Source organism: Polaromonas sp. (genome assembly GCF_029945895.1).
Classification (GTDB): Bacteria; Pseudomonadota; Gammaproteobacteria; order Burkholderiales; family Burkholderiaceae_C; genus Polaromonas.
Map to the genome: position 1 here is coordinate 131616 of NZ_JAQSDL010000076.1, position 13841 is coordinate 145456.

Annotated in this window: 16 protein-coding genes; 11 read left to right on the forward strand and 5 right to left on the reverse strand. The window is 63.8% G+C overall.

Translation table 11 applies throughout. The features are described from left to right. Positions 1–82: 82 nt before the first annotated feature. Positions 83–355 carry an oxidative damage protection protein gene (locus PSV33_RS09095; RefSeq protein ID WP_300560794.1) on the reverse strand — a complete coding sequence of 91 codons (273 nt, stop codon included), beginning with the start codon at positions 353–355 and terminating at the stop codon, positions 83–85. A gap of 148 nt (positions 356–503) precedes the next feature. Here PSV33_RS09095 and PSV33_RS09100 point away from each other — a divergent pair, with 148 nt between their 5' ends. Next, positions 504–1544, forward strand: a complete 1041-nt coding sequence (locus PSV33_RS09100) for a sulfate ABC transporter substrate-binding protein (RefSeq protein ID WP_300560796.1) — start codon at positions 504–506, stop codon at positions 1542–1544. A 100-nt stretch (positions 1545–1644) separates the two neighbouring features. On the opposite strand, the gene PSV33_RS09105 is transcribed toward PSV33_RS09100, so the two are convergent. After that, positions 1645–2565 (reverse strand): LysR family transcriptional regulator, encoded by a 921-nt coding sequence (locus tag PSV33_RS09105; RefSeq protein ID WP_300560798.1) that lies wholly within the window; start codon positions 2563–2565, stop codon positions 1645–1647. 118 nt (positions 2566–2683) lie between these two features. On the opposite strand from PSV33_RS09105, the gene PSV33_RS09110 reads away from it, so the two are divergent. Next, positions 2684–3517 (forward strand): SDR family oxidoreductase, encoded by an 834-nt coding sequence (locus tag PSV33_RS09110; RefSeq protein WP_300560799.1) that lies wholly within the window; start codon positions 2684–2686, stop codon positions 3515–3517. A 116-nt stretch (positions 3518–3633) separates the two neighbouring features. Here PSV33_RS09110 and PSV33_RS09115 read toward each other — a convergent pair whose 3' ends face one another. Beyond that, positions 3634–4788, reverse strand: a complete 1155-nt coding sequence (locus PSV33_RS09115) for a YihY/virulence factor BrkB family protein (RefSeq protein WP_300560800.1) — start codon at positions 4786–4788, stop codon at positions 3634–3636. Between the two features lie 318 nt (positions 4789–5106). Between PSV33_RS09115 and PSV33_RS09120 the strand changes: the two genes are divergently transcribed. From PSV33_RS09120 to PSV33_RS09150, 7 genes are all read left to right on the forward strand, one after another. Then, positions 5107–5460, forward strand: coding sequence for a hypothetical protein (locus PSV33_RS09120; protein ID WP_300560803.1), 354 nt, complete (start codon positions 5107–5109; stop codon positions 5458–5460). Further along, a complete protein-coding gene (locus PSV33_RS09125; RefSeq protein WP_096665230.1) occupies positions 5447–5680 on the forward strand; it encodes a hypothetical protein in 234 nt (77 codons plus the stop codon). Before PSV33_RS09120 ends, PSV33_RS09125 begins: the two co-directional genes overlap by 14 nt. A 24-nt stretch (positions 5681–5704) precedes the next feature. Beyond that, a complete protein-coding gene (gene trxC, locus PSV33_RS09130; protein ID WP_300560805.1) occupies positions 5705–6142 on the forward strand; it encodes a thioredoxin TrxC in 438 nt (145 codons plus the stop codon). 167 nt (positions 6143–6309) lie between these two features. Further along, the gene (locus PSV33_RS09135; RefSeq protein WP_300560807.1) at positions 6310–7056 is read left to right on the forward strand and encodes a 2OG-Fe(II) oxygenase; all 747 of its coding nucleotides are present in this window, start codon (positions 6310–6312) and stop codon (positions 7054–7056) included. Positions 7057–7091: 35 nt separating this feature from the next. Then, positions 7092–7742, forward strand: coding sequence for a DNA oxidative demethylase AlkB (gene alkB, locus PSV33_RS09140; RefSeq protein ID WP_300560809.1), 651 nt, complete (start codon positions 7092–7094; stop codon positions 7740–7742). 421 nt (positions 7743–8163) lie between these two features. Beyond that, entirely contained in the window at positions 8164–9648 is a 1485-nt protein-coding gene (locus PSV33_RS09145; RefSeq protein ID WP_300560811.1) for a SulP family inorganic anion transporter, read from the forward strand. A 16-nt stretch (positions 9649–9664) separates the two neighbouring features. Then, positions 9665–10522, forward strand: a complete 858-nt coding sequence (locus tag PSV33_RS09150) for a universal stress protein (RefSeq protein ID WP_300560813.1) — start codon at positions 9665–9667, stop codon at positions 10520–10522. A 9-nt stretch (positions 10523–10531) separates the two neighbouring features. On the opposite strand, the gene PSV33_RS09155 is transcribed toward PSV33_RS09150, so the two are convergent. After that, on the reverse strand, positions 10532–11125 hold the full coding sequence (locus PSV33_RS09155; protein WP_300560815.1) for a hypothetical protein: 594 nt from the start codon (positions 11123–11125) through the stop codon (positions 10532–10534). A 188-nt stretch (positions 11126–11313) separates the two neighbouring features. Between PSV33_RS09155 and PSV33_RS09160 the strand changes: the two genes are divergently transcribed. Next, positions 11314–11862, forward strand: coding sequence for an NAD(P)H-dependent oxidoreductase (locus tag PSV33_RS09160; RefSeq protein ID WP_300560817.1), 549 nt, complete (start codon positions 11314–11316; stop codon positions 11860–11862). Positions 11863–11937: 75 nt separating this feature from the next. On the opposite strand, the gene PSV33_RS09165 is transcribed toward PSV33_RS09160, so the two are convergent. Then, positions 11938–12585, reverse strand: a complete 648-nt coding sequence (locus PSV33_RS09165; protein ID WP_300560818.1) for an NAD(P)H-dependent oxidoreductase — start codon at positions 12583–12585, stop codon at positions 11938–11940. Positions 12586–12764: 179 nt separating this feature from the next. On the opposite strand from PSV33_RS09165, the gene PSV33_RS09170 reads away from it, so the two are divergent. After that, positions 12765–13673, forward strand: coding sequence for a LysR family transcriptional regulator (locus tag PSV33_RS09170; protein WP_300560820.1), 909 nt, complete (start codon positions 12765–12767; stop codon positions 13671–13673). Positions 13674–13841 lie beyond the last annotated feature (168 nt).

Here is a 13841-nt window from a genome sequence, read left to right on the forward strand (position 1 = left end):
GGGCCGCAGGCGCAGGCCCCTTTTTCTTTGTGCAAGGGGCAGCGCACCGCCGAAGGCTCGCGAAGTGACAAGCGTGGGGGCTCTATTCCGTTGGGGGAACGTAGCCCTGAACTTTGTCGGCGCCAGTGCCGAAAAAGTGGTTCTCCATTTGCCGGGCCAGGTACTGGCGGGCGCGGGCATCGGCGAGGTTGAGGCGGTTTTCATTGACCAGCATGGTCTGCTGCTTCATCCAGTCTGCCCAGGCTTCCTTGCTGACTTCTTCCCACAGGCGCTTGCCCAATGGGCCGGGGTAGGGAGGAAAGTCCAGACCTTCGGCTTCCCGGCCCAGTTTGATGCATTTGACGGTACGTGCCATGGGGACTTCTTTCGTGGAATCTGGTTATAGATGATTTTGGTATTAAGAACTGAATTCTTATTTGTTCTTGTTTTGGCCTGCCGCTTCCAGAATCCGGCTTCTCACTCAAACCCGCATAGAAAAAATGCACCGGACCAGAAAGCAGAACATGACCACACGCCGCCATTTTATGAATGTTTCCACCCGCCTGGCAGTAGCCGTTGCGCTGACAGGGTCGGCCGGAGCCGCCCTGGCGCAAACGCCGGCCGCCAAACCGCCCGTGACCCTGCTCAATGTGTCCTACGATCCGACCCGCGAGTTCTACGTGGAGTACAACGCCGCCTTTGCCAAATACTGGAAGGCCAGGGCCAACCAGGACGTGACCATCAAGCAGTCGCACGGCGGCTCGGGCAAGCAGGCGCGCTCCATCATCGACGGGCTGGATGCCGACGTGGCCACGCTGGCGCTGGCCGGTGACACCGATGCGCTGGTCAAAAACGGCGGCTGGCTCGCGGCTGACTGGCAAAAACGGCTTCCACACAACTCCTCGCCCTACACCTCGACCATCGTGCTGGCCGTGCGCCAGGGCAACCCCAAGGGCATCAAGGACTGGGGCGACCTGATCAAACCCGGTGTCAGCGTGATCACGCCCAACCCCAAAACCTCGGGCGGCGCACGCTGGAACTACCTCGCGGCCTGGGAGTTTGCCAAGCGCAAATATGGCACCGATGCCAAGGCCAAAGAGTTTGTCGCCAAGCTCTACAGCAACGTGCCGGTGCTCGATACCGGCGCGCGCGGCTCCACCATCACTTTTGCCCAGCGCGCTCAGGGTGACGTGCTGATCGCCTGGGAAAACGAGGCTTACCTGCTTGAAAAAGAATTCGGCGCCAGGTTCGACGTGGTCATACCGTCGATCAGCATCCTGGCCGAGCCGGCGGTCGCCGTGGTGGACAAAAACGTCGACAGGAAAGGCACACGTATCGTGGCCGAGGAGTACCTGAGGTATTTGTATTCCGAAGAGGGCCAGGACATCGCCGGCAAGAACTTCTACCGCCCGGCGGTCTCGCAAAAAGCCATCGCCAGATACGCCAGCCAGTTTCCCAAACTGAACCTGTTCACCATCGACCAGGCCTTTGGCGGCTGGGCCAGGGCGGACCAGGCGCATTTCGCCGACGGCGGCTTCTTTGACCAGATTTACACAAGAAAGTAAGCCCCCGGAGCGGCCCAAGGTGTGGCTGTCCGGCGAAACCACCTCGGCGCTGGACCCGGAGACCACGGGGACTGAGCGACTGCCCTTATTCAAGCCCTGATCAAAATGGCGCTGTCCTTGCAGAGGACAGTGTCATTTTTTCGCGCACCAAGCCGATCAAGGCCTGCAGGCCCGCCGGCACCAGCCGGTGGCCGGGGTAATACAGACACAGGCCCGGGTAGGGCGGTGTCCAGTCTTCAAGCACGCGCAAAAGCCGGCCCTCCGCGATGTGCTGCGCCACCGGCCATTCGCTGGTCCAGGTCAGGCCCTCGCCTTCGAGTGCGGCGGCGATGCGCAGGTTGTCGTTGTCCAGCGTGAGCCGACCGACGACATCCAGGTCCAGCTTGCGGCCATCTTTTTCAAACTCCCATTTAAAGAGGGCGCCGCTGGGCAGGCGGCTGCGTATGCATGCGTGGGATAGCAAGTCTTGCGGCGTTTTCGGTGGCTTGCGGCCTTTGAAGTAGGCCGGTGAGCCGACCACCGCGAAGCGCAGCGGTAGCGTGCAGGGCACGGCAATCATGTCCAGCGGCACGGCCTCGGCCAGCCGAAAGCCCGCGTCGAAACCCTCCTTGACGATATCCACCAGCCGGCCCTCGGTGACCAGGTCGACCTGCATGTCGGGGTAGCGCCGCAAAAACTCCAGCAACAGCGGCGCCAGGATCATGCGCGCGCCGCCTTCAGAGGTGTTCAGGCGCAGCGTGCCTGAAGGCGTGTCGCGGAAGTCATTGGCGCCTTCCATGGCGGCGGTGATTTCATGCAGCGCCGGCTGCACCCGCGCCAGGAAGGAGGCCCCGGCCTCCGACAGCGAGACGCTGCGGGTGGTGCGGTTAAACAGCCGCAGGCCCAGGCGCTGCTCCAGCGTGGCGATGGCGTGGCTCAGGGCCGAGGGGGAGATGTCGAGTTCGGCCGCCGCCTTGCGAAAACTCCGGTGCGCCGCCACGGCGACCACGGCATTGAGTTCTGAGAGTCCAGTTCGCCTCATTGTGCTAAATCATGCACTAACTCATGCCAAATTTCGAGGATTGTTGAATAAGTTGCAGCCTCATATGCTTCAAGCCAGTAGCAACCGCCCTCAATACACCCCCTGAAGGAAACCCCTCATGAGCAAAACCGTCCTGATTACAGGCACGTCGTCCGGTATCGGCCTGGCGACTGCCAAACGTTTCGCCGCTCAAGGCTGGAACGTCGTCGCCACGCAGCGAAACCCCGACAAAGACACCGAATTGCGCCACATCGCCAACGTGATGGTCACGCGCCTGGACGTGCAGGACCTGGCCAGCATGGGGACGGCTATCGAAGCAGGCATTCAGCACTTTGGGCGCATCGATGCGCTGGTCAACAACGGCGGCTACGGCCAGTACGGTCTGTTGGAAGCCGTATCGCATGAACAGATTCTGGCCCAGTTCGAAGTCAACGTGTTCGGTGTGATGGAACTGACGCGCGCCATCCTGCCGCATTTCCGCCGCAACAAGGGTGGCCATGTGATCAACGTGAGTTCGGGCGCCGGCATGTTCACCTTGCCGATGATCTCGATGTACTGCGCGAGCAAGTTTGCGCTCGAAGGGTTTTCGGAAGCGCTTTCTTACGAGCTTGCGTCGCAGAACATCGCCGTCAAGCTGGTGATACCGCACGGGGGCGTGACCAGCACCAGATTCAACGCCCGCACCGCGGCCGGCAGCGCGAACGACAAGGGGCTGACCGACTACGACGATTTCATCGCGAACACCGACAGGGCCTTCGCAGCGATGACCTCGGCCAGCAACATGAACTCCGACGATGTGGCCAAAGTCATCTACGCCGCAGCTACCGATGGCAGCGACCAGCTGCGCTACCTGGTGGGTGACGACGCCCGGGGTTTTGTGAAAGCCCGGCGCGAAATGACCGAAGACGGCTACATGGCTTTCATGCGCGGAAAATTCCTCGCGGCGGCTTGATCACACGCCCGGGTTGGAACACGCGACGCAGGTAAGTCGCCGTGCGGCCTTCCTTGCTCGCCGGCCTTTTCTGCTGGGGCAGGCGGCCTGGAGGGTGGCGTCATGGCGGGCGCCTTTCAGTACCGGCCTGACGGCCAAGGTGGTGCAGCGCGGCGCTTTTTCAGCCAGAGGGAGAGCAGCACCACGCCGGCGGAGGCGGCGCCATAGACCAGGGCGCGCTGGCTCAGCGCCACTGGCACCGGTGACTGGCGCACGGGCTGAACAGCCTCCGGGGCCGCGGCCCCGGGAACGGCGGCGTCGGCAAGGACGGGAACCGTCTTGCCGGCTGCCTCGTTTCGCTGCGGCGCGGGGACGGCCGGTGCGAGCACGCTGCCGGCATCGGGCGCAGCAGCCGCGACGGGTTTTGCCTTGCGCTCGGCCTCACCCCGGAGCGAGCCGTACTCGTGCGCGTAAACCCAGGTGAATTCCGCGCCCAGCAGGAAAATCTGCGCCGAGTAATAGACCCACAGCAGCAGCACCACCAGCGAGCCGGCTGCCGCAAAAGACGAGGTCACGCTGCTTTTGCCGATGTACAGGCCGATCAGCGCCTTGCCGATCTCGAACAGCACCGCGGTGACGGCGGCGCCGACCCAGACATCGCGCCAGCTGACCCGGGCCTGCGGCATCAGCTTGAAGATCATGGCGAACAACAGGCTGGAAACGCCCAGTGAGATCGCCGTGTTCACCGCTTGCAGCAACAACTCCCGACCCGGGAACAGCGCGTTGGCCCAACCGCCAAAAGCCGCCACGCCGGCGCTGAAGACCAGCGACACCGACAGCAAAAAGCCAAGCCCCAGGATAAAGCCCAGCGACAGCAGCCGTGCACGCAGGGTGGCCCAGATGCCGGAGGCTTTTTGCGAGGGCGGCACATCCCAGACGCGGTCCAGCGCGCTTTGCAGTTCGGCAAACACCGTGGTGGCGCCGATCAGCAGCACGGCCACGCTGATGACGGTGGCGATCAGTCCCTTGGCCGGCTTGTTGGCGCTTTCAATCAGGGCCTGTACGCCGATGGCGCCGTCCTGGCCGATCAGGTCGGTGAGCTGGGCCACGATTTCACCTTGCACGGCGTCCCGCCCCCAGACCAGGCCGGCGACCGCGATCACGATGATCAGCAGCGGCGCGATCGAAAAAACGGTGTAGTAGGAAATGGCGGCCCCCATGCTGGGGGCGTAGTCGTCAACCCAGGCGGTGACGGACTGCTTGGCGAGGTGGTAAAAAAGCTTGAAATGCACTGCGGTTCCTGGCGACCCCGGCAACGGCCGGTCAACCGTACAAAGTGTTTCAGATGAGCGGGGCGGGTGCCGTCGGCCCAGGCTGCAAGCCTTTGTAGGCGAGCTGCGACTGCGGCGGCGGCTCGCCTTGCTCCGCTTGCCACCGGGTCCATTGCCGATGGAGGAGAAAACCGTGGCTTGGCCCTTGTCCGTCGCACGGAGGCTGCTATAAAAAAAGGAGCTATGCGGGTTCTGCCCGGGCCGCACGGGGCCAGGCGCTGCGGGTAAAATGGCGGCGCCGGTGCTTGTTTTTCAGCCCGGCACCCCCAGTTCTGATGCATGACTACCACCCAAACCCCTTCTTCCAGCGCCAGCCTGACCGTGACCCACGTTCTTGCCGAACTGCTTGAGCGGCTGGAGCGCAGTGTCGAGCCGGTCGGGCCCGAGCAATACCTGTCTGTCGTGAATCACCTGGTCGAGGCCTTTGGCGACGCCCCTCCGGGCATCGAACTGGGGGCTTTGCTCGATACCCACCCGGCCGCGGCCGAGTTGTACGAAAATGTCAATTACCAGTACGCGGGCTTGTGCCGCTCTCCGCTGGAAAGTTCTCTCAGCGCCGAGCAGCAAGCCAGGCAAGTCATCGAGCGCGCCATGCGCTCATCCAACAAAGGAACCCCCTATGGCCAGAGCTGATGCCAAAACCACCGTCCTTGCTGACGGACTGCGTTACAAATCCAAGGTTTCGGGTTCGCCCTTTGTCGCGTCCGCTTCTTTTGGTGCCGCCACCATGTCCTGTTTCATGTGCGGCAAACACCGTCCCCGCTCGCAGATGGGCACACGCAAGGTGTTGGGCAAGTCCCATGCCGTGTGCGCGCCATCCTGCAAGGCGCTGGACGAAGCCAACAACAGCTGATTTCAGGCAGCAGACGGGGTACAGATGACGGATTCCCTGCACATCGTGTGCCCGCACTGCCACACGACCAACCGCGTCAACAGCGCGGATCTGGCCAAGGCTCCGGACTGCGGCAGCTGCCACAAGGCGCTGTTCACCGGGCACCCGGTCAACCTTGACGAAGCGGCGTTTGACCGCCACATCACGCGCAGCCAGATCCCGGTACTCATCGATTTCTGGGCGCCCTGGTGTGGCCCCTGCCTGCAGATGGCGCCGGCCTATGAACAGGCTGCCGCGCAGCTGGAGCCGGCCGTTCGTGTGGCCAAGGTGGACACCGAGGCCGCCCGCAATCTGGGCGCACGTTTCAATATCCGCAGCATCCCCACGCTGGCGCTCTTCCTCAACGGCCGCGAGGTCGCGCGCCAGCCCGGTGCCATGGGAGCGGCCGACATCGTGCGCTGGACACGGTCGCACCTGTCGTAGCCAACGCGAAGCCGTCGCGTTCTGCTATCAATATGGTAGCTGCTGGCGCCCATCGGTATTGGGCTGTGTGCCGATTTGATCTCAAAAACCGGAAGTAGCTGCGCCAGTTCAGGGGGATGTCCGTTTATGGCGTGCCGGTTGCCTGGCGCGGGGCTATTCTCAGCCCGATGTTTTCTTCGACAAGCTGCGCCACCGCCACCGCCACCGCCGCCCTGCCGGCAAGCCGCCTGCGCGCCGACCTCCCGATCGATACCGACACCCTGGTGACGCAGGGCCGGGTGGTGTTGCCCGCGCTGCTGGGTGCCGCCGAATGTGAGGCGGTCGCCGGGCTTTATCCGCAAACAGACCGTTTTCGCAGCCGCGTCGTGATGGCCCGGCATGGCTTTGGGCGCGGTCAATACCAGTATTTCAACTACCCGTTGCCGGCCCTGGTTCAGCAACTGCGCAGCTCGCTGTATCCCCGGCTGGTGGAGGTGGCCAACCGCTGGAACGAAGCCATGGGCATCGCCGCGCGTTATCCGCCCGAACATGCCTTGTTCCTCGCGCGTTGCCACGCGGCCGGCCAGAAGCGGCCGACGCCCTTGCTGTTGCAGTACGCGGAGGGCGACTACAACTGCCTGCATCAGGATCTGTACGGTGAACATGTGTTTCCCCTGCAGGTGGCGGTGCTGCTGTCGCGGCCGGGCGATGACTTCACCGGCGGCGAGTTCGTGCTGACCGAACAGCGCCCGCGCATGCAGTCCCGCCCCGAGGTGATTCCCCTGATGCAGGGCGACGCGGTGGTGTTTGCGGTGCACCACCGCCCGGTGCAGGGAAGCAGGGGTACTTACAGGGTCAACATGCGCCACGGCGTCAGCACGGTACGCTCGGGCCAGCGTCACACGCTCGGTGTGATTTTTCATGACGCGCAGTAGCGCCTGAATTTGCGCAGGAGAAACCAGGAGAAAGCTTGACCGCTGATCTTTTTGACGAGTTGCCCGTGGCGGTGTCGCGTGAAACGCTGGCACCGGGTGCCGCGTTGCTGCGCGGCTTTGCGCGCGAGGACGACGCGGCCCTGCTGCAAGCCATCACAGAGCTCACCCGCCTGTCGCCGTTTCGCCATCTGGTCACGCCGGGTGGCTACCGCATGTCGGTGGCCATGAGCAATTGCGGCGCGCTGGGCTGGGTGTCCGACCACAGCGGTTACCGCTACGACGCGCTGGACCCGCTGTCGGGCCAGCCCTGGCCAGCCATGCCGTCGGTCCTGCGGAGCCTGGCCGTGCGCGCCGCAGCGCAGGCCGGCTTTGCCGCCTTCGAGCCCGACGCCTGCCTCATCAACCGCTACGAGCCGGGTGCGCGGCTTTCGCTGCACCAGGACAAGGAGGAGCAGGATCTCTCGGCGCCCATTGTGTCAGTCTCTCTGGGCCTTCCCGCCGTGTTCCTGTTCGGGTCCAGCAGCCGCAGCGACAGGCCGCAACGTCATCGCCTGGTTCACGGCGACGTGGTGGTCTGGGGTGGGCCGGCGCGCCTGGCTTTTCATGGCGTGGCGCCGCTGGCCGATGGCGACCATGCGCTGCTGGGCCGGCGCCGCATCAACCTGACGTTTCGTCGTGCGGGCTGAGGTTGACAGTCAAATCGCCCTCCAACCCTTGTCAGACGGGCGCGAGCAGCTATAAAAGAAGGAGCAGACGGGCGGCATCTCCAGGGCCTCACCGGCGCATGCGGGCCGGCCTGCAACAGCGCGCTCCGGCGCAGGCCGACACCGCCAGCGCCCCTGCTGCGGGCCCCGGCCTGCGGAACCCGATTGTTACAATGCTGCCATGCACAAAGGCCTCGTCATGCGCTTGTCTGCCCCGGTGATCTTTCCGGGTTGCGGGCTGCCGCGCGGCTATTTCTGCTCTGTGACGCCGCCCTGAGCGTTCACTTGAGGCGCCTGGCGCCTGCGAGTCCGACGTGATCCGGCAGCCATCTGCTGCGGTGATCCCTTCCTCTTTTTCCCTTTCCAACGACAGCCAGGCATGCCCCGGGCTGCGCTCATTCCATTGAAAACACTTTACCCCTCCATCCGCCAGGACTGGTTCTCCAACATCCGCGGCGACCTGCTCGCCGGCCTGGTGGTGGCGCTGGCCCTGATTCCCGAGGCGATTGCCTTCTCCATCATTGCCGGTGTCGACCCGAAGGTCGGCCTGTATGCCTCGTTCAGCATCGCCGTGATCATTGCCTTCACCGGCGGCCGCCCGGGCATGATCTCGGCAGCCACCGGTGCCATGGCGCTGGTCATGGTCATGCTGGTCAAGGAGCATGGCCTGCAGTACCTGCTGGCCGCCACCATCCTGACCGGCGTGCTGCAGATCATTGCCGGCGCCTTGAAGCTGGGGGTGCTGATGCGTTTTGTCTCGCGTTCGGTCATCACCGGCTTTGTCAATGCGCTGGCCATCCTGATCTTTCTGGCGCAACTGCCCGAGCTCACCAACGTCAGCTGGGTGGTGTATGCCATGACGGCGGCGGGCCTGGTGATCATTTACGGCTTGCCCTACCTCACCCGGGCCGTGCCGTCGCCGCTGATCTGCATCGTGGTGCTCACCGGTGTGGCAATGGCGCTCAAGCTCGACATCCGCACCGTGGGCGATATGGGCCAGCTGCCCGACAGCTTGCCGGTGTTCCTCTTGCCCGACGTGCCTTTGAACCTGGAGACGCTGAAGATCATCTTCCCCTATGCCGCCACGCTGGCCGTGGTCGGCTTGCTCGAATCGATGATGACCGCCTCGATTGTTGACGAATTGACCGACACCGGCAGCAACAAGAACCGCGAGTGTGTGGGGCAGGGCGTGGCCAACATTGCCACCGGTTTCATAGGCGGCATGGCGGGCTGCGCGATGATCGGCCAGTCGGTGATCAATGTGAAATCGGGCGGGCGCGGGCGCCTGTCTACTTTTGTGGCCGGCTTGTTCCTGCTGATCCTCATTGTTTTCCTCGGCCCCTGGGTCAAGCAGATCCCCATGGCCGCGCTGGTGGCCGTGATGATCATGGTCAGCATAGGCACCTTCAGCTGGGACTCGGTCCGCAAGTTGCGCGAGCACCCGCCGAGCTCTTCCGTCGTGATGATCGCCACCGTGCTTGTCACCGTGGCCACCCACGACCTGGCCAAAGGGGTGTTTGTCGGTGTGCTGCTGTCCGGCATCTTCTTTGCCCACAAGGTCGGGCGGGTGCTGCGCGTGGACCGAGCGAGCGACAACGAAGGCCGGGTGCGCACCTATGGCGTTGTTGGCCAGGTGTTTTTTGCATCCTCCGAGGCCTTCATCGCTTCCTTTGATTTCAAGGAAGTGGTCGAGCAGGTGCGTATTGACCTGAGCCGCGCGCATTTCTGGGACATCACCGCCGTCAGTGCACTCGACAAGGTGGTGCTCAAGTTCAGGCGCGAGGGCACGCCGGTGGAAGTGATCGGCCTGAACGAAGCCAGCACCACGCTGATGGACCGCTTCGCGATCCACGACAAGCCGGGCGCTGTTGAAAAACTCATGCACTGACTCGGGAGACAAAAAAATGAACAAGGTTTACGCCTGCATTGACGGGCTTGCCAACACCACCGCCGTGATCGACTGGGCCGCCTGGTCCTCGCTGCGGCTCGATGTCCCGCTGGAACTGCTGCATGTGCTGGAGCGCAACCCTGAGCGGCCTCAGGTCACCGACTACAGCGGCGCCATCGGGCTGGGCACGCAGGAGGCCCTGCTCGAGCAACTGAGCGTTCTGGACGAGCAGCGCGGCAAGCTGGCGCAGGAAGCCGGTCGCCGGCTGCTGGCCGCCGCGCGTGAGCGGGCTGCTGCCGCCGGTGTGTCCCAGCCTGACGGCCGCCTGCGGCATGGTGACCTGCTCGACACGGTGCTCGAGATGGAGCCCGATGCGCGCCTGTTTGTGCTCGGTGAGCACTACCACGCGAGCGAGGCTTCGAAGATTCACCTGGACCACCATGTCGAGCGGGTGATCCGTTCGGTCAAGCGGCCGGTGCTGGTGGCGACGGGTGAGCAGTTCGACGCACCCCGGCGTGTGGTCATGGCGTTTGACGGCAGCCCGACTGCGCGCAAGACCGTGGAGACGGTGGCGCGCAGCCCCTTGCTGGCCGGCCTGCCGGTGCTGGTGGCCATGGCCGGTGTGGACACCACGCTGGCACGCCAGCGGCTCAAGGAGGCCCGGCAGGCCCTGACAGCTGCGGGATTTGACGCCGAGGTCGAGCTTGTGGCCGGTGAGCCGGAAGAGGTGTTGCCGGCATTGGTCCAGGCCCAGGGTGCGGCCTTGCTGGTGATGGGTGCCTACGGGCACTCGCGCATCCGCCAGCTGATTGTCGGCAGCACGACCACCACGCTGCTGCGGCTGAGCAAGGTGCCGGTGCTGATTCTCCGCTAGCCGGGCCGCCTAGGTTTTCATTTCCTTTTCCAGCGCCAGGCGGAACGCTTCGAGCTTGGCGTGGTAGTCGGCGGCTTCGCCGTAGGCCAGGAACCGCTCGTAGCGCGCGTGGGAACTGAACAGCTGGCGCGCGTGTTTGATGGGGCAGAAATACTGCTCGGTGCGTGCCACGATTTCGGCCGCGTAGGCGATCAGCCCGTTGGCATAGGAGCAGTAGGTGCAGTGAAAACGCTCGAAGGCGTTGAGGTAGGCCAGGTGCTGGCGATCCAGGGCGATGTAGTCGGCACGCCTTACCTTGGCAATCCTGTAGATGGGAAAGCAGCTGGCCTGGTACAGGGTGACGCAGAGATCCAGCAGCACCAGCGGAACAATCAGGCTGTAGATGATGGGCCCGGTCAGGAAGTTCTGCGGGCGGTCCGTCACGATCCAGCGCCACAGGCTGCGTTTGAGTTTGCGGTGGGTTTCGCGGATCGAGCCCTCGAATTCCACCCGTTTGCCCTTGAACTGGTAGAACAGCTGAGTCTCCTGTTCCCGCAGTGCGGCGCGCAGCTCGTCTTCCAGCGTGGTGATCTGACCGAGCAGCTCTTTGATTTTGGGATTCACGGTTTTTTCCAGTAGGGGTGCGGGGCGCAAGGTGATGGCGAGCCATTATTGATGTTTTTTCCGGGCGCAAGGCCGTCGCGGCATGCGCCTGCTGCTTGTCCTCACGCCGCGCAATGTCAAACAGGGTTCGCATAATGGTTGAGCCCCTTTATGGGTCCCGCCAGTCTGACCATTTTCAGGAGAACTCCATGGCTCAATACCGCATCGCCGTTGTCGTCGGCAGCATCCGCAAGGATTCATTCAACAAAAAGCTCGCGCTGGCGCTTGAAAAACTGTTCCCGGCAGACTTCAGCTTTACCCATGTGCGCATCGACGACCTGCCACCCTACAACCAGGATGACGACGGCAATCCCTCGGCGCAGGTGACGCGCCTGAAGGGCGAGATCACGGCGGCCCAGGGCTTGCTGTTTTTCACGCCCGAATACAACCGTTCGATTCCCGGCGTCCTGAAAAACGCGATTGACCATGCCTCCCGCCCTTACGGCAAAAGCGTGTGGAACGGCAAGCCTGCGGGTGTGCTGGGCGCTTCCGTCGGTCCCATCGGCACGGCGCTGGCGCAGCAGCACCTGCGCAACATCCTGGCCTACCTGAACGTGCCCACGCTGGGCCAGCCCGAGGCCTTCATCCACAACAAGGAAGGGCTGTACGACGCGGCCGGGAACATCGGCGAGGCCAGCCTGGCGTTTTTGCAGGGCTGGGTCAACGCCTATGTGGACTGGGTGAAAAAGCACGCCTGAGCTTCTGTCCCGCGCAAAGAAAAAAGCCCGCAGTGCGGGCTTTTTTCATGGGGGCAGCTCTCAGGCCTGCCGGGTTCAGGCGGCGAGGGCGGCCTGCGCTTCGTTGGCGGCGTTGGCCTGCGTCGCAATGTCAGCGGTGGCAGCGGCCAGGGCAGCGGCTTTGGCCGCGTCACCCATGGCCAGGCCTTCGGCGCGCACAAAACGCACGTCCGTGATGCCGAAGAAGCCGAACACGGTCTTCAGGTAGCTTTCCTGGTGCTCCATCGCATTGCCGGCGTCGCTGGTCGAATAGACACCGCCGCGGGCAGACGCCACGATCACGGTCTTGCCGCCGGCCAGGCCGACCGGGCCCTTGTCGGTGTAGGTGAAAGTGCGGCCGACCTGGGCGATGCGGTCAATCCAGGCCTTGAGCTGGCTGGGGATGGAGAAGTTGTACAGCGGTGCGCCCACCACAATCACGTCGGCGGCGAGAAACTGGGACACCAGCGCTTCGGAGACCGCGTTTTCGCGCTTTTGCGCGTCGCTCAGGTCGCTGCCGGCGGGCATGCGAAAACCCAGGGACTCGGCCGACAGGTGGCTGGGGGTGTCCACGGCCAGGTCGAGGTAGCTGACGTCGGTGGCCGGGTGGCCGGCGCGCCAGGAGTCGACGATCTGGGCGGTCAATTGGCGCGACACGGAGTTGCCGCCGAGGATGCTGGAGTCGATGTGCAGAAGCTTGGTCATGAAGGGTTCCTTGAAGGTGTGAATCGGGGATGGATCGGTTGTTGGCCGTATTCACCATGAATCGCAGCCATGAATAGATTGTGTGGGTGGATCCATTCATTGATAAGATGGCAAAAATGCGATACATCGTCCTACCAGCAGGACAATAAACACACGAAACAACAACTTGGGAGCCGCCCATGCAGGACCTGAACGACATGCTGTATTTCGCCGAAGTGGCCGAGCGCGGCGGCTTTGCGGCGGCGGGCCGGGCGCTGGGCCTGCCCAAGTCGCGGCTATCGCGCCGGGTGGCCGAACTGGAGGCGCGGCTTGGCGTGCGGCTGCTGCAGCGCACCACCCGCAAGCTCTCGCTGACCGACGCGGGCGAGCTCTACCTGCGCCACTGTGTGGCCATGCGCGACGAGGCCCTGGCCGCCGGCGAGGCCGTGGCGCAGATGCAAAGCGAGCCGCGCGGGACGCTGCGCATCAGTTGCCCGGTGACCCTGGCGCAGGGCACGCTGGGCTACCTGATTCCGCAGTACCTGGCCCAGCACCCGCATGTGAAGCTGGACATGCGGGTGACCAACCGGGTGGTGGACTTGGTGGAAGAGGGCATGGATGTGGCGCTGCGGGTGCGGCCCACCCTGGACGACAGCGGCAGCCTGGTCGTCAAGCAGCTGGGCGCCTCCTGCAGCTACCTGCTGGCCAGTCCGGAACTGCTCAGGCGGCAGGGTGCGCCCGCCACGCCCGATGACCTGAAAAACCTCGACACGGTGGCCATGTCGGCCACCGAGGGGCGCAGCGCCTGGGAACTGCTGGGCCCGCAGGGGCAGGAGTTTGTGTTGCAGCACCAGCCGCGTTATGTGGCCGACGACCTGCAGACCCTCAAGCTGGCCGTGCTGGCCGGCACCGGCATGAGTTTTTTGCCGGAGATGCTGTGCACGGCAGAACTGCAGGCCAGGCTGCTGGTGCCGGTGCTGCCCGGCTGGGCATTGCGGCCGGGCATGGTGCATGCCGTGTTTCCCTCCCGCCGGGGCCAGGTGCCGGCGGTGCGCAGTTTTCTGGATTTTCTGGGTGACCACCTGAAGTCCGATGTGCTGGCCTTGTAAGTCGCTCGTTTTTTGATAGCGGCTTGCGCAGGTGGGATAAGGGCCAAGGCCCTATTTTGCTTTCAACGTTCCAAGACAGACAGGCTCCTGGCGCAAAGCGCGAGCAGCCTCAAACCGGGTTAGTTATATCGTTATGCCATATAAATTTAAAACGATATATTCTTTTGA